At 61.3% G+C, this 15,135-nt stretch carries 13 protein-coding genes; 8 read left to right on the top strand and 5 right to left on the bottom strand.

The genetic code is table 11. The features are described 5' to 3' along the window. The first annotated feature begins 20 nt into the window (after window positions 1-20). From IGS55_RS22605 to IGS55_RS22585, 5 genes are all read left to right on the top strand, one after another. Window positions 21-1,334 (top strand): dicarboxylate/amino acid:cation symporter, encoded by a 1,314-nt coding sequence (locus IGS55_RS22605; RefSeq protein WP_230519475.1) that lies wholly within the window; start codon window positions 21-23, stop codon window positions 1,332-1,334. A gap of 108 nt (window positions 1,335-1,442) precedes the next feature. Next, entirely contained in the window at window positions 1,443-2,435 is a 993-nt protein-coding gene (locus IGS55_RS22600) for a porin (RefSeq protein ID WP_230519476.1), read from the top strand. A 249-nt stretch (window positions 2,436-2,684) separates the two neighbouring features. Beyond that, window positions 2,685-4,592, top strand: coding sequence for a sensor histidine kinase (locus IGS55_RS22595; protein WP_230519477.1), 1,908 nt, complete (start codon window positions 2,685-2,687; stop codon window positions 4,590-4,592). Further along, on the top strand, window positions 4,585-5,928 hold the full coding sequence (locus tag IGS55_RS22590; RefSeq protein WP_230519478.1) for a sigma-54-dependent transcriptional regulator: 1,344 nt from the start codon (window positions 4,585-4,587) through the stop codon (window positions 5,926-5,928). The genes IGS55_RS22595 and IGS55_RS22590 overlap by 8 nt, the downstream gene beginning before the upstream one ends. Window positions 5,929-6,017: 89 nt before the next feature. Then, window positions 6,018-6,656, top strand: coding sequence for a hypothetical protein (locus IGS55_RS22585; protein WP_230519479.1), 639 nt, complete (start codon window positions 6,018-6,020; stop codon window positions 6,654-6,656). A gap of 5 nt (window positions 6,657-6,661) precedes the next feature. Here IGS55_RS22585 and IGS55_RS22580 read toward each other — a convergent pair whose 3' ends face one another. Further along, on the bottom strand, window positions 6,662-7,405 hold the full coding sequence (locus IGS55_RS22580) for a metallophosphoesterase family protein (RefSeq protein ID WP_230519480.1): 744 nt from the start codon (window positions 7,403-7,405) through the stop codon (window positions 6,662-6,664). A gap of 215 nt (window positions 7,406-7,620) precedes the next feature. Here IGS55_RS22580 and IGS55_RS22575 point away from each other — a divergent pair, with 215 nt between their 5' ends. Further along, complete coding sequence (locus IGS55_RS22575) at window positions 7,621-8,469, top strand: OprO/OprP family phosphate-selective porin (protein WP_230519481.1); 849 nt, start codon at window positions 7,621-7,623, stop codon at window positions 8,467-8,469. A gap of 6 nt (window positions 8,470-8,475) precedes the next feature. Here IGS55_RS22575 and IGS55_RS22570 read toward each other — a convergent pair whose 3' ends face one another. Then, complete coding sequence (locus tag IGS55_RS22570) at window positions 8,476-8,982, bottom strand: hypothetical protein (RefSeq protein ID WP_230519482.1); 507 nt, start codon at window positions 8,980-8,982, stop codon at window positions 8,476-8,478. A 148-nt stretch (window positions 8,983-9,130) separates the two neighbouring features. After that, entirely contained in the window at window positions 9,131-9,910 is a 780-nt protein-coding gene (locus IGS55_RS22565) for an acetoin reductase (RefSeq protein ID WP_034754412.1), read from the bottom strand. A gap of 232 nt (window positions 9,911-10,142) precedes the next feature. Here IGS55_RS22565 and IGS55_RS22560 point away from each other — a divergent pair, with 232 nt between their 5' ends. Next, the gene (locus IGS55_RS22560; RefSeq protein WP_230519483.1) at window positions 10,143-10,559 is read left to right on the top strand and encodes a hypothetical protein; all 417 of its coding nucleotides are present in this window, start codon (window positions 10,143-10,145) and stop codon (window positions 10,557-10,559) included. Here the strand turns inward: IGS55_RS22560 and IGS55_RS22555 are convergent. Both IGS55_RS22555 and ssb read right to left on the bottom strand, forming a co-directional pair. Beyond that, entirely contained in the window at window positions 10,556-11,068 is a 513-nt protein-coding gene (locus IGS55_RS22555; RefSeq protein WP_230519484.1) for a DUF1203 domain-containing protein, read from the bottom strand. The two genes, IGS55_RS22560 and IGS55_RS22555, sit on opposite strands and share 4 nt — an antisense overlap. Window positions 11,069-11,230: 162 nt before the next feature. Then, window positions 11,231-11,746 (bottom strand): single-stranded DNA-binding protein, encoded by a 516-nt coding sequence (gene ssb, locus IGS55_RS22550; protein WP_034754418.1) that lies wholly within the window; start codon window positions 11,744-11,746, stop codon window positions 11,231-11,233. 381 nt (window positions 11,747-12,127) lie between these two features. Between ssb and uvrA the strand changes: the two genes are divergently transcribed. After that, complete coding sequence (uvrA, locus tag IGS55_RS22545) at window positions 12,128-14,977, top strand: excinuclease ABC subunit UvrA (RefSeq protein ID WP_230519485.1); 2,850 nt, start codon at window positions 12,128-12,130, stop codon at window positions 14,975-14,977. Window positions 14,978-15,135: the final 158 nt, after the last annotated feature.

Raw genomic sequence — 15,135 nt, 5'->3', positions numbered from 1 at the left:
GTTTCACCGGAGGAGTCATAATGAAAAAGAAACGGCCATTAACCCTGTACATCCTGATTGCCATGATCCTCGGCATTGCCGTCGGTTATGGATGCCATTCCGCTTTCCCCGATGCGGACATGAGCAAGCAAATCGCTGGCAATATTTCCATCGTCACCGACGTCTTCCTGCGCCTGATCAAGATGATCATTGCGCTGCTGGTGTTCTCCACCCTGACGGTCGGCATCGCCCACATGGGCGACGGCAAGACGGCCGGCCGCATCGGCCTGAAAGCCATGTGCTGGTTCGTCGTTGCCTCGCTGGTTTCGCTGGCGCTGGGCATGGTGCTGTCGAACCTGATGCAGCTCGGTACCAACCTGGGCTTGCCATTGCCGGACGTACACGCTTCGACGAATTTGAAAACGGCCGCCTTCACCTTGAAAGACTTCTTCACGCACCTGGTGCCGAAGTCGCCGATCGAGGCCATGGCCAACAATGAAATCCTGCAAGTGCTGGTGTTCTCGATCTTCTTCGGCGGCGCACTGGCCGGCCTGGGCGAATCGGGCAAGACCCTGACGGCCGTCGTCGATCAGCTGGCGCAAGTCATGCTGCGCATCACCGGCACCATCATGAACCTGGCCCCGCTGGCCGTGTTCGCCGCGATGGCGTCCGTCATCACCACGCATGGCCTGGGCGTGCTGGTCACGTTTGCCAAGTTCATGGGCGGCTTCTACCTGGGCCTGATGTGCCTGTGGGCACTGCTGATCGGCGCCGGCTTCGTCGTCATCGGCCCGCGCGTCTTCAAACTGGTCGGCCTGATCCGCGAACCATTCCTGCTGGCATTCTCGACGGCCAGCTCGGAAGCGGCCTATCCAAAACTGCTGACGGCGCTCGACCAGTTCGGCGTGGACCGCAAGATTTCCAGCTTCGTGTTGCCGATGGGCTACTCCTTCAACCTCGATGGCTCGATGATGTACTGCACCTTTGCCGTGCTGTTCATCGCGCAAGCCTACGGTATCGACCTGTCGATCGGCACGCAGATCACCATGCTGCTGCTGCTGATGCTGACCTCGAAAGGCATGGCCGGCGTGCCGCGCGCCTCGCTGGTGGTGATTGCCGCTACCCTGAACCAGTTCAATATTCCGGAAGCGGGCCTGCTGCTGCTGATGGGCGTCGACCAATTCCTCGACATGGGCCGTTCGGCCACCAACGCGGTCGGCAATGCCGTCGCCACGGCTGTCGTCGCCAAGTGGGAAGGTGGCCTGGCCACCGAGGAAGAAGCAGCCGCGGCCAACGCGGCCAGCCAGAACACGGAAAGCCATTGGGGCGAAGCGGATCACGCTAGCAAAGCCTGATAGCGCCATGGCCCGCCACAAGCGGGCCATTTATTTGTTGTCGATGTTGAGTAACAAGCAGTCAGGTAGTGCGATCAGTAGTCATTCCAACTTATTAGAGAGATTTTCATGAAAAAAGTCCTGTTTACCCTGCTGACCCTCGGCGCGGCCTCCACCGGCGCCCTGGCCCAATCGAGCGTGACCATGTATGGCGTGGCTGACGCCGGCCTGGTGTTCGACAAGGATGCGGCCGGAGACCGCCTGAACCGCGTCGCTTCCGGCGTCGCCTCGGGCTCGCGCATCGGCTTCAAAGGCAAGGAAGACCTGGGTGGCGGCCTGGCCGCTACCTTCGTGCTGGAAAGCGGTTTCAATATCGATACCGGTACCTCGGGCCAGGGCGGCCGGCTGTTCGGCCGCCAGGCATATGTCGGCCTGACCGGCAGCGCCGGTGCCCTCACCCTGGGCCGCCAATATACGCCGTACTACCTGGCCCTGCGCGACGTGGCCGATCCGTTTGTCATCGGCCTGGCCGGCACGGCATCGAACATTATGGCGACGAATTATCGCATCGACAATATGGTGCAATACACCACGCCGACCTGGAGCAAGCTGTCGGCCGACCTGGCGTATGGCTTTGGCGAAGTGGCCGGCGACAATGCGAAAAACCGCAGCATGGGCGGCGCCGTGCACTACATCGACGGTCCGCTGAACGTGACCCTGACACACCACCGCCAGGAAAATGCGCTGGCGACCCAGCAAACGCGCAACACCTTGCTGGCCACGCGCTACGACTTTGGCGTGCTGCAAGGCAACTTCGGCTACGCCGACAACCGCGCCCTCGACGACAGCAAGAGCAATGACATCCTCGTTGGCTTCAGCGCCCCGTTCGGCGCCACCAAGCTGGTCGCGTCGTACATCCGCCACAACGACAAGAGCAATGCCAACCGTGACGCCCATCAGTGGGCCATCGGCGCCTTCTATGCGCTGTCCAAGCGCAGCGACCTGTACACAGGTTACGGCCACATCAGCAACAAGAACGGCGCTACCTACAAGGTTGGCAATGCCACGGACGATGGCACCGGTAACAGCGGCTTTAACCTCGGCATGCGCCATACGTTCTAAGGACGTCGGCCAAAATCTACTGCGCGGCGCGCTTTGCGGCCGGCGATGCTCACCGGCTCGGCGCCCCCGTACTAAAGTACGGTTGCGCTTCTCGGCCACAAATCACTGCCGCTCGCTACGATTTTGTCGGACGTTGAGATGTCCGTAAAATAGAAGTGTGGGCCGCCGGATGCACATCCGGCGGCTTTTTTATTTCCGCGATTACTTAAATGCGATACTGTGGGTTCTTGCAAGTTGGCAGCTGATTTTATGAATAGCAGTAGTAAACCCTCCCTTTCCTGGCGCCAGCGCCTGTCGCAACGGTCGGGCCGCGAAACGCTGGCCTGGGGCGTGGTGCTGGCCGCCTGCCTGGCCACCGTCTGGCTCGTGTATTTCTGGACTGAACGCATCGCCATCGGCAAGCTGCAGGCCAGCGGCGCACAGCGCCTCGAGGTGTATGTCAGCAGCCTGGAAAATGCGCTGGAAAAATACGACTTCCTGCCCAAGACCCTGGAGCTGAACCGCGACGTGATCCGCCTGCTGCAGCATCCCGAAGACCCTGTGCTGGTCGATACGGTCAACCATTACCTCGAGCAGATGAATGCCCAGGCGAAATCGTCGACCATTTTCATCAGCAACCTCGATGGCAACACGCGGGCCGCCAGCAACTGGCAGCAGCCCGACAGCTTTATTGGCGACAATATCTCGTTCCGCCCCTACGCCCAGGACGCGCTGCGCGGCACGCCGGGCCGCTTCTATGGCGTCGGCACGACACGGCTGGAACCCGGTTACTTCTTTGCCCACGGCATCTACCAGAATGGCCACATGTTGGGCCTGGCCACGGTGAAGGTGAACTTGGAAACCCTGGAAAAACGCTGGGTGCAGGGCGCCGACAAGGTCATGCTGGCCGACGAGCACGGCGTGATCTTTCTCAGTTCCATGGCGGACTGGAAGTACAAGACCCTGGCGCCGCTGTCGCCCGCCATCGTCGAAGAACTCAACCGCACGCGCCAGTACTATTCGAAGCAGCTCGCTGCCATCCCTTTCGTTTCCGACCGCCAACTCGGCAATGGCGCCCGCGTGATCAGCGTGCGCGAGCAGGAACACGCCGACACGCCGCCGAAGATCAGCTCCAGCGTGATGACGCAGATCAAGCTCAAGTCGCCGCAAGGCTGGACTTTTATTTACCTGTCCGACCTGGCCCAGGCCAAGGCCAGCGCGCGCGCGGCCGCCGCCTTCTCGTGCGTGCTGCTGGGCTTTTTCATGCTGCTGTTCTTTTACCTGCGCCAGCGCCGCGCGGCCGTGGCGCAAAAATTGCGCGCCCGCGAAGACTTGCAGCATGCCTATGACAATCTGGAAGCCATGGTCGAGGAACGCACGTCGGAACTCAATGCCATGACGCAAAGCCTGAGCCAGGAAATCGACGTGCGCAGCAAGGCCGAGCAAAAGCTGCACATCACGCAAAATGAACTGTTTCAGGCCGGCAAGATGGCCGTGCTGGGGCAAATGTCGGCCAGCATCACGCATGAACTGAACCAGCCGCTGACGGCGCTGCGCACCATGTCCGACAACGCCGTCATCCTGCTCGAACGGGGACGGCTCGACGATGCGCGGCGCAACCTGGCGAAGATATCGCAAATTGCGGCCAGGATGGGGACCATTACGGGCCAATTGAAGATCTTTGCGCGCAAGTCGACGACCAGCCTGACCTCCGTGTCGATCCCCACGGCGATCAGCAATGCCCTGTTCCTCGTCGAACGGCGGCTGCAGGTGGAAAATGTGCGTTTTACTTTGCAACTGCCGCCCGAAGACATCTTCGCCATGTGTGAAAGCAACCGCCTGGAACAGGTGCTGGTGAATCTGTACGCCAATGCGCTTGACGCCATGAATGGCAGCGAGGTGCGCAGCCTGCGCGTGGCCGTCGAATGCACGCCCGAACACGTACTGATCCATGTGGCCGACACGGGCCCGGGCCTGTCGACGGAAGTGTATGAGCACCTGTTCGAACCGTTCTTCACGACAAAACCGCAAGGACTGGGACTGGGCCTGGGACTGGCCATTTCCGAACAGATCACGCGCCAGTTCGGCGGCGTGCTGCGCGCCGAAAACGCCCCCGGCGGCGGCGCCATCTTCACCATCGAACTACAGATTGCAACGCAGGAGGAAAAACATGTTTGACGGCTTGAAGGTCTTGCTGGTCGAGGACGACCCCACCGTACGCGAAGGCAGCGAGCAGGCATTGCAACTGGCCGGCCTGGACGTGCTGGCCTTTCACTCGGCCGAGCTGGCCTATAAACTGCTGACGCCCGATTTCCCCGGCATCGTCGTGAGCGACGTGCGCCTGCCCGGCATGAGCGGCCTGGAATTGCTGCAAGCGGTCAAGACGCTCGATGCCAACCTGCCCGTGATCCTCGTCACGGGCCACGGCGACATCACCATGGCCGTGCACGCCATGCGCACGGGCGCCTACGATTTCATCGAAAAACCGTATTCGTCCGACCAGCTGGTCGACGTCATCCTGCGCGCGCTGGAAACCCGGCGCCTGACGCTGGAAGTGCACAGCCTGCGCCGCCAGCTCGAGGACGGCGGCGGCATCGAAGCGCGCCTATTGGGCAATTCCGTGGCGATGCGCGACATACGGCGCTTGATACTCGACGTAGCCGACGAACCGGCCGATGTGCTGATCTATGGCGACACGGGCACGGGCAAGGAAATGGTGGCCCGCTGCCTGCACGACTTCAGCCACCGCCGCAAGCACAACTTTGTCGCCGTCAACTGCGGCGCGATTCCTGAAAGCATATTCGAAAGCGAAGTCTTCGGCCACGAACCGGGCGCGTTTACGGGCGCGGCCAAGCGGCAGGTGGGCAAGATCGAGCACGCGGACCAGGGTACTTTTTTCCTCGACGAAATCGAAAGCCTGCCCCTGTCGCTGCAAGTGAAATTGCTGCGCGTGCTGCAGGAACGCTATATCGAGCGGCTCGGTTCGAACGTGGCCACGCCCGTCGACGTGCGCGTCATCGCGGCGGCCAAGCTGGATCTGGAAGACCTGTCGCAGCAACAGAAATTCCGCAGCGACCTGTACTACCGCTTGAATCTGATCGTGCTGCACCTGCCGCCGCTGCGCGAACGGCGCGAGGATATTCCCATCCTGTTCGAACACTTCGTGCTGGCCGCCGCCGCCCGCTACAACCGCGCCGCGCCCGTCGTCTCGAGTGCGCAGATGCGCAACCTGATGGCCCATTCGTGGCCAGGCAATGTGCGCGAACTGCGCAATATCGCCGACCGCTTCGTGCTCGGCATCGCCGGTGGCGCCTCGAGCCTGCTGGCGAGCGGCCAGGCCAGCCCGCTGTCGCTGGCGGAGCAGGTGAACGGCTTCGAACGCTCGCTGATCGAGCAGGAACTGCGCGCCTATGCGGGCAACGTCAGCGAAGTGAGTGCGGTGCTCGGCTTGCCGAAACAGACCTTGTACCACAAGATGCAGAAGTACAACCTGGTGGCGGAAGGGTTCCGCTAGGGAGCGGCATGCTGGCAGGCTTGTCAAAAAGAGCAGCAATATATTGCCGCATGGCATATATTGTTTCTTTTGATAATTTAAAATTCATAATGAAAAACCTTGCCGTCCTGTTTTCCCTGCTACTCAGTGCCTCCGGTTTTGCCCAGAATGCCGCCACCACCGAAGCACCCGCAGCTGCCGCTACCGAAGCGGCCAGCGCGCCAGCTGCGCCGGCAACATCGACCATCAGCCGCCTGCGCCTGTTCGGCCAGAATGGCGCCACGGCCTTCCTGTACCGCGACAGCAGCTGCATCCGCGGCATGTTCAGCGATGGCGTGGAAAAGGCCAGCGGCGGCATGGGTTCCGCCTTCGGCTCCCTGATCGGCAGTGTCAGCAATGCCAGCCTGGGCATCGCGGAGACGGAAACGTCGAAAAACCTGTCGCGCAAGGATGGGATTTTCTCGAAAGCCTATTTCCGCGAATATGAAGTTCCCGCCGACAAGCCCAGCAGCCTGAGTATCGGCTTCCGGGACGTTTCGCCATTTTATGTGGTCAACGGCATCAACTATGAAACGGTGTCGCCCAGCTGCAGTGGCGACATCACCTTCACGCCGCGCGCCGGCGAAGATTACGAAGCGGCGTTCTCGTGGGAAGGCAAGCGCTGCAGCATCAGCATCAACCGGATAGTCGCCAAGGACGGCAAGACGGAACTGGTGCCCGTGCCCGTCACGCGCGCCCCAAGCTGCTAAAGCGCTCAGGCGGCGCCGACGAATCCCGTGCGCAAGGGCGTGACCCAGTCGGGCCGGCCGTTGGCCAGCGCCAGCCGGGCCGCCTTTTCCCAGTCATATTCCACGGCGTATAACTGCGCCGTCCAGCGGCCATCGGTTTCTTGTTCGGCAATCGCATAGCGTGCGTGCGGCGTGCCGTTTTCCATCACGTGCGGATAGCCATGATCGTCGTCGTAGGCCTGCAAGCCGACGCTGCCCGGGTTGACGATCAGCCGCCCATCATCCAGGCGTACCTGGCGCGGCATGTGCGTGTGGCCGCACAGGATCAAGGCCGCGTCGGCCTCACCGGCGCGTTCGGCCACTTCTTGCGGCGTGGCGGCGCGGCTGCCTTGCGGCGTGACGCTGTCGAGAAAATACACGAGGTCGCTGGCGGGCGTGCCATGCACGAGCAGCACATCGTGCCGCAGGCGCAAGGTGGCGGGCAGCGCCGCTATCCACGCGAGTTGTTCCGGCAGCAGTTGCGCGCGCGCATAGGCGTCCGACACGCCCATGCGGGCCGGATCGCCCAACAGCTGGCGCTCGTGGTTGCCGCGGATGGTGGGCAGGCCGAGCGCCATCAGGCGCGCCGCCGTGGCGCGCGGCTGCAGATGGCCCGAGACGATATCGCCAAGGTTGACGGTCACATCCACGCCACGCCGGGCGATGTCGGCCAGCACGGCGTCAAGCGCGTCGAGGTTGCCGTGGATATCGGATATGGCGGCGATTCTCATGCGGTGTCTCCTCCTTGTGTAGACCATTCTGCCCGCATCTGCCGTTGCAGGCAATGCTGGTGTGCGTACCAGCTGTTACACGCGGTAGGACAAGTCCGACGGCAATTTGCGCCGTGCGGCTACGTAAGTTAAAAGTAACAATTGCTACCATTTCCTCATTGCACTGCCGCCCAAAGCGTCGCGACAGTTTTCACTTTATTTTGAGGAGTTGCCCCATGTCTGCCATGTCCGTGTCCACCCGCCTGTCCCCACCACGCCCGCACCACCTCGCCTTGCGCGGCGCCATGATGCTGGGCGTGCTGGGCATCGCTACGGCGGCCGCCACTGCACGGGCCGAGCCATCGCCCACCCTGGATCGTGTCAGCATTTCAGTAGGCGCCTTTGCCGCCGATCCGCGCATCAATATCGGCGCCGACACGCAATTTGGCCGCATCGACGCGCCCGAATCGAAGCCTGGACACACCACAATTCCCCGCGTAAAAGCGGACTTGCTGATCGGCGACCGCCATGGCCTGGCGTTCGATTACTACCGCTACGACAAATCCTACACGCCCACCTTGACGGGCGAAACCATCATCAATGGCCAGCCCGTCACGGGCACGGCCACGGCGAATGCCGATCTGAAGCTGGACCTGGCCAAGCTGGCGTATAAATGGTGGCTCGGCAGCGGCAACGACACCTTTGGCATCGGCCTGGGCGCCGCCTACTACCATGCCAACCTGAAAGGCACGGCCACCGGCGTCGTCAATGGCGAAACGGCCACGGCGCGCGATTCCATCGGCGAGCACGCGTTTGCACCGCTGCTGGAAGTGGGCTGGCGCCATGCCTTCACGCCGGACTTGCGCATGTACGCGGAAGCGTCGGGCATCAAGAAAAACGGCGGACGCATCAACGGTCACATCTACGGCGGGAATGTCGGCGTGGAATGGTTCCCGTTCAAAAATATCGGTTTCGTGGCCGATTACGGCATCTCGAAAATCAAGCTGCACCGCGACAGCGAACGCGATGCCGACCTGAACATCCGCCTGACGGGACCGTCGGCGTATGTGAAAGTACGCTTCTAATCCAGCTCAGGCCGCCGGTTTCAGCAAAGTCAGCTGAAACTGCGACAAGTCCGGATCGTCCCACGCCTCGACCCTGGCAAACGGCAGGCGCGCAAACGCCTGCCGCCAGAACGCGCAGGCGGCGGCATCGGCGCGGAACGTCGCCACCATCCACGTTTGCTCGCTGCCCAGCAGCACGCGCCGCACCACTTCCAGCGCCAAGCCCCGGCGCCGGTACTTATTCAAAATAAAGAAATCGCTGAACTCCTGCACCGGCAGCTTGCCCGCCATGCCGGGCTCGGTGATGAAAAAGCCGGCCAGCGCACCGTCGACCTCGATCCAGACGGCCGCATGTCCGGGCGCATGCACATACTCGGCCAGCCCGGCATCGCACACGTCGTAGCGGCCATCGGCCAGCACGTCTTCGCCGCTCCAGGCGGCGTTGTCGTAACAGTACAGCTGGAACAGCTGCGCCAGCGCCCTTTCTTCGCCGGGGGCAACGGCGCGCAATGTCATGTTCTGGGCTATCGGCATGGTCCGTCTTTCCGACGCATGGCGTCGCTGAAATGGCGAGTGTAGCACCACGTCTCTCCTCCCTCCTCCCCGCCGAGGAAGCCCAGAAGAGGACCCTGAAACGCTATCTGCAGGGCAAGAACGGCCCGCTGCATCCCCGTTCATGGCATCAACGGTACACCAATCCCCCATCGATCAGCGGCGCCTGCCCCGTCATGTAATCGGCATCGGGCCCGGCCAGGAAGGAGACGAGCCCTGCCACGTCGTCCGGCGTCTCGGCGCGTCCCAGCGCGATGCCATCCACATATTTTTTATACGTCGCGCCCAGCTCTGCACCCGTCACTTCGGCCATGCGCTTGTCGATCTCGGTCCACATGTCCGTGCCGACGACGCCAGGGCAATACGCGTTGACGGTGATGCCGTCGGCCGCCAGTTCCTTGGCCGCCGCCTGCGTCAGCGCGCGCACGGCAAACTTGGTGGCCGAGTACACGCCCAGCAAGGCAAAGCCGTCATGCCCGGCGATGGAGCAGGCATTGATGATCTTGCCCTTCTGCTTGCGCTTTTTGAAGGTCTTGGCGGCCGCCTGGATGCCCCAGAGCGTCCCTTGCACATTGATGCGCATGATGCGGTCGACCTCTTCCGGCGTGACGTCGAGCAGCGGCTGCACTTGCGCGATGCCGGCATTGTTGACGATGATGTCGAAGCCGCCCAGTTCCTGCTCGGCAAACGCGACCGCTTCGGTGACCTGAGCGAGCTGCGACACGTCGGCAATAAAGGTGACGGCGCGGCGGCCCAGCGCGCGCACTTCGGCGGCGGCCGTGTCCAGCTTTTCCTGGTTCAAATCCACCAGCGCGATATCGGCACCATCCTTGGCCAGGCGCAAGGCGATGGCCTTGCCGATACCTTGCGCGGCCCCCGTGACGAGCGCGACTTTTCCGGAAATACCCATGCTGCGTTCCTTTCAGAGTAGTGAGAAGAGACGCTTCAGCCTACCTGAATTTCGTCTTTTTCCGCGCCTTGAAACGTGCGCGCCCGGAAAAAGCACACAGGTCAAGAAAGGAGAAAAGAAATGCACCGGCACACGCTATGCGAGCGCTGCCGTACTGGCCAATGGCGGCACCTGGGGTAACATGGACAGCATCGCCGGCGAGCGTGCTGGCACCACTTCAAAGGACGTCCCCATGCCGCATCGCCACCTGCCCATCCGCGCCAGCCTGCTGCTGGCGGCCCTCGTTTTCACCACGCCCGCCTGGAGCGCCGACCCGGTCCACAAGGAAACAGTGGAACTGACGGCAGGAAAAACCGTGCACAGCGTGAAAGGCAAGATCAAGGGCTACGCCACAGCCGAATACAAGGTGACAGGCAAGGCCGGCCAAACCCTCAGCGTCAAGCTCAAGACCAATCAACCGTCGAATTACTTCAACATCCGCCAGCCAGGCCAGGATGAAGCCCTGTTCATCGGTTCATCCGGCGGCAATAGCTACCAGGCAAAACTGCCGGCCGATGGCGAGTACACGGTACAGGTTTACCTGATGCGCAACGCGGCGCGCAGGAATGCCGTGGCCAGCTACAGTCTGGAGATGGGCTTGCGCGATTAAGCAAGAGAGCAGCCGACGCGGTCGATACGGCCCGCATAACAGCCCCGCTTGGCATTGTGAACATGAATATAACTGACGTCCGCATTGGCGAATAGCCGTGCAATGAGGGCTTCCATGGCAGTGCCGTCCACCACGTCGGCATCGAGCATCATGCCATCGGCAGCATAGGCGCGCAGCGACAACAGGCGCAGCCGCATCGATTCCGGCACCTGGTTGACGGCATCGTACGCTTGCGTGGCGCCCTCGCGGACAAAAATGGCGTGGCAAGCCCGGTAAGGCGTCATGGCGGGCTGGCACACATGATTCAATAACAGCACGGTCTCGCCCAGCTCGGCGTCCATCAGCGTTACACGGTCCGGAAATCCGGGGTGTTGGTCGACCACCTGGCGCCGCATGCCGAGCGCCGTTAACTCGGCATCGGACAAGGAAAAAAAGGGCAGAAAAGGTTCGGGCGACAAGCCCGTAATACGAAAATCCATGCTGTTCTCCGGCGTCGTCAAAACCACCATCAGACCAGCATCGGGACGGCGCCGCCATCCGCTTCTTGCTATGGAATGTGACCATGCGTCACGGATCGCCTTCTAGCGCCCGTGCGCATAAAAAAAGCCTGCTTCACGGCGGAAGCAGGCTCTTGTCGACAGTGTCTGACGGCAGGCGTCAGAACGGCGTATTTAGAACGGAATGTCGTCATCCATATCCGAGAAGTTCGGAGCTGGCTTCGGTGCCGGGCGTGGCGCCGGTGCCGGAGCTGGACGCGGGGCTGGCGCCTGGCGCGGGGCCGGGGCGTCGTAACCGCCGCCACCGCCACCACCGTAGCTGTCATCGCCACCGCCGGCGTCGCCGCCCATGCCGGAACGGCCGCCCAGCATTTGCATCTGTTCCGCGATGATGTCGGTTGCGTACTTCTCGACGCCGTCCTTGTCCGTGTATTTACGGGTTTGCAGACGGCCTTCGACGTAGACGGACGAGCCTTTTTTCAGGTATTGGCCGACGATTTCCGCCAGGCGGCCGAAGAACGAGATACGGTGCCACTCTGTCAATTCTTTTTGTTCGCCCGTGTTGCGGTCCTTCGATTTGTACGAAGTGGCCACGGCGATGTTGGCGATCGCGTCGCCGCTAGGCATGTAGCGGATTTCCGGGTCACGGCCCAGATTGCCGACGATGATGACTTTGTTGACTGATGCCATGAATAACTCCTGATGAACTGCAGCGGGAGCCGGTGTCCCGCGCGTTAGTTTAGTGTACTAAACGAGGATTATAAGCGACCACGCGACGCAAAGCACCCGCTTTCTGGCGGACGCCTTCTCCCGTGCGGCAGCACGTTTTTTTCACGGCAGAGGAAAACAAGAAACTTGAATACTGGTATTATATACAGTATTCAAACGTCAGTACGCATCTGCATCAAACTTTGTCAGGGCACGTTCGCCCGGCGGCGCAATCCGCCCATGGACGCCTCAGGCATGCAGAGCAAAACCCGGCTATAGTTACAGGTTGACCCGTTGTGGCTCCTCATCCGCACCCAGGCACAATGCGCCGGCCGCACCACTCACTGAAAGCAAGGCAATCACATGGAACAGATCCGCATTCGCGGCGCTCGCACGCATAACCTCAAGAATATCAATCTCGATTTGCCGCGCAATAAGCTGATCGTGATTACCGGCTTGTCCGGCTCCGGCAAGTCGTCGCTGGCCTTCGACACCTTGTATGCGGAAGGCCAGCGCCGCTATGTCGAGTCGCTGTCGGCCTATGCGCGCCAGTTTTTGCAATTGATGGAAAAGCCCGACGTCGACCTGATCGAAGGCTTATCGCCGGCCATCTCCATCGAACAGAAGGCAACGTCTCACAATCCGCGCTCGACCGTGGGCACCGTGACGGAAATCCACGATTATCTGCGCCTGCTGTATGCGCGCGTGGGCACGCCCTACTGCCCCGACCATCCGGAAAACGCGCTGGCCGCGCAATCCGTGTCGCAAATGGTCGATGCCGTGCTGGCCATGCCGGAAGACACCAAGCTGATGATACTCGCGCCCGTCGTCGCCAACCGCAAGGGCGAGCACGTGGATCTGTTCGAGCAGATGCAGGCGCAGGGCTTCGTGCGCTTTCGCGTACAGAGCGGCACGCATGCGGCCAAGATCTATGAAGTCGATGACCTCCCGAAACTGAAGAAAACGGAAAAACACACGATCGACGTCGTCATCGACCGGGTCAAGGTGAACCAGGAGATCAAGCAGCGCCTGGCGGAAAGTTTCGAGACGGCCCTGCGCCTGGCCGATGGCCGCGCCATTGCCTACGAAATGGATACCGCCCAGGAGCACGTGTATTCCAACAAGTTCGCCTGCAATGTGTGTGGCTATTCCCTGCAGGAACTGGAACCGCGTCTGTTCTCGTTCAACAACCCCATGGGCGCCTGCCCGGAATGCGACGGCCTGGGACACATTGAATTCTTTGACCCGAAACGCATCGTCGCGTTCCCGAACCTGTCGCTCGCTTCGGGTGCCGTCAAGGGCTGGGACCGCCGCAACCAGTTTTACTTCCAGATGCTGTCGAACCTGGCCGCGTATTACGAGTTCGACCTGGACATGCCGTTCGAGCAGCTGGACTTGAATGCACAGCAAGCCGTGTTGTATGGTTCCGGCAAGCAAGTGATTCCGTTTACCTATGTCAACGAACGGGGCCGCACCGTCATCAAGGAACACACGTTCGAAGGCGTGGTCAACAATCTGCAGCGCCGCTACCGCGAAACGGATTCGATGGCTGTCAAGGAAGAACTGGCCAAGTTCATCAATGAAAAATGCTGCCCCTCATGCGATGGCGCGCGCCTGCGCGTGGAAGCGCGCTTCGTCAAGGTCGGCACGGGCAAGCAGCAGCGCGCCATCTATGAAGTGGCGGGAAAACCGCTGCGCGAGACCCTGGAATTCTTTGAAAAGCTGAAACTGACGGGTGCCAAGAAAGAGATCGCCGACCGCGTGGTCAAGGAAATCATTTCGCGCCTGAAATTCCTCAACAATGTGGGCCTCGACTACCTGTCGCTGGACCGCAGCGCCGACACGCTCTCCGGCGGCGAAGCACAACGCATCCGCCTCGCGTCGCAAATCGGCTCCGGTTTGACGGGCGTCATGTATGTGCTCGATGAACCGTCGATCGGCTTGCACCAGCGCGATAATGACCGCCTGATCGAAACCTTGAAACACTTGCGCGACATCGGCAACAGCGTGCTGGTGGTCGAGCATGACGAAGACGCCATCCGCACGGCCGACTACATCGTCGACATGGGCATCGGCGCGGGCGTGCACGGCGGCGAGATCATCGCCGAAGGTACCTTGCAAGATATTCTCAAAAACAAGAAATCGCTGACGGCGCAATACCTGAACGGCAAGCTGAAAATCGCCGTGCCAGCCAAGCGCCACGCCAGCAATCCGGAAAAGCAGCTGGTCATTACTGGCGCGACGGGCAACAATCTGAAAAAGGTATCGCTGAGCTTGCCGGTGGGCTTGATGACGTGCGTGACGGGCGTGTCCGGTTCGGGCAAGTCGTCGCTCGTCAACGATACCCTGTATCCGGCCCTGTCGCGCCATTTGTATGGTTCGCAGACGGAACCGGCGCCGCACGAGTCGATCAGCGGCCTGGAACACTTCGACAAGGTCATCTCCGTCGACCAGGCGCCGATCGGCCGCACGCCACGCTCGAATCCCGCCACGTACACGGGCTTGTTTACGCCGATCCGCGACTTGTTCTCCACTGTGCCGACGGCCAAGGAACGCGGCTACAGCGCTGGCCGCTTCTCGTTCAACGTCAAGGGCGGACGCTGCGAAGCGTGCCAGGGCGATGGCGTGATCAAGGTCGAAATGCATTTCTTGCCCGACGTCTACGTCCCGTGCGATGTGTGCCACGGCAAGCGCTACAACCGCGAAACCCTGGAAGTGCAATACAAGGGCAAGAACATCACGGAAGTGCTGGGCATGACGGTGGAGGAAGCGCATGAATTCTTCAAGCCCGTCCCCTTGATCGCGCGCAAGCTGCAAACCCTGCTCGACGTGGGCCTCGGCTACATCAAGCTGGGCCAGAGCGCCACCACCCTGTCCGGCGGCGAGGCGCAGCGCGTGAAACTGTCGCTGGAACTGTCCAAGCGCGACACGGGCCGCACCCTGTATATCCTCGATGAACCGACGACGGGCTTGCACTTCCACGACATCGACTTGCTGCTGAAAGTCATCCACCGCCTGCGCGACCAAGGCAACACTCTGGTGATCATCGAGCACAACCTCGACGTCATCAAGACGGCCGACTGGATCGTCGACCTCGGTCCGGAAGGCGGCGCCGGCGGCGGCCAGATCATCGCCACGGGCACGCCGGAAGACGTGGCCGTCAATCCGGCCAGCGTGACGGGTAAATACCTGGGGCCGCTGCTGAAGCAATAAGCTGCAGCACTTAAAAAAACGGCGCGGATTGCTCATGCAATCCGCGCCGTTTCTCTTTTTACTAGCACCCCAGTCATTGCCGGCGTGTCATTTATCGCACGCCAGTCTTTGCCGGCGTGTTCTCCCCCACTACAACTCTCAACACCTGACAAGCTACT

The sequence above is a fragment of the Janthinobacterium sp. EB271-G4-3-2 genome (genome assembly GCF_020858035.1).
Lineage (GTDB): Bacteria > Pseudomonadota > Gammaproteobacteria > Burkholderiales > Burkholderiaceae_D > Janthinobacterium > Janthinobacterium aestuarii.
This window is presented reverse-complemented; position numbering and strand designations above follow the sequence as displayed.

Excerpts from the sequence above, each read along its gene's own strand:
- IGS55_RS22605 (WP_230519475.1), top strand. The coding sequence starts at position 21 with ATGAAAAAGAAACGGCCATTAACCCTGTACATCCTGATTGCCATGATC.
- IGS55_RS22600 (WP_230519476.1), top strand. The coding sequence starts at position 1,443 with ATGAAAAAAGTCCTGTTTACCCTGCTGACCCTCGGCGCGGCCTCCACC.
- IGS55_RS22595 (WP_230519477.1), top strand. The coding sequence starts at position 2,685 with ATGAATAGCAGTAGTAAACCCTCCCTTTCCTGGCGCCAGCGCCTGTCG.
- IGS55_RS22590 (WP_230519478.1), top strand. The coding sequence starts at position 4,585 with ATGTTTGACGGCTTGAAGGTCTTGCTGGTCGAGGACGACCCCACCGTA.
- IGS55_RS22585 (WP_230519479.1), top strand. The coding sequence starts at position 6,018 with ATGAAAAACCTTGCCGTCCTGTTTTCCCTGCTACTCAGTGCCTCCGGT.
- IGS55_RS22580 (WP_230519480.1), bottom strand. The coding sequence starts at position 7,405 with ATGAGAATCGCCGCCATATCCGATATCCACGGCAACCTCGACGCGCTT.
- IGS55_RS22575 (WP_230519481.1), top strand. The coding sequence starts at position 7,621 with ATGTCTGCCATGTCCGTGTCCACCCGCCTGTCCCCACCACGCCCGCAC.
- IGS55_RS22570 (WP_230519482.1), bottom strand. The coding sequence starts at position 8,982 with ATGCCGATAGCCCAGAACATGACATTGCGCGCCGTTGCCCCCGGCGAA.
- IGS55_RS22565 (WP_034754412.1), bottom strand. The coding sequence starts at position 9,910 with ATGGGTATTTCCGGAAAAGTCGCGCTCGTCACGGGGGCCGCGCAAGGT.
- IGS55_RS22560 (WP_230519483.1), top strand. The coding sequence starts at position 10,143 with ATGCCGCATCGCCACCTGCCCATCCGCGCCAGCCTGCTGCTGGCGGCC.
- IGS55_RS22555 (WP_230519484.1), bottom strand. The coding sequence starts at position 11,068 with ATGGTGGTTTTGACGACGCCGGAGAACAGCATGGATTTTCGTATTACG.
- ssb (WP_034754418.1), bottom strand. The coding sequence starts at position 11,746 with ATGGCATCAGTCAACAAAGTCATCATCGTCGGCAATCTGGGCCGTGAC.
- uvrA (WP_230519485.1), top strand. The coding sequence starts at position 12,128 with ATGGAACAGATCCGCATTCGCGGCGCTCGCACGCATAACCTCAAGAAT.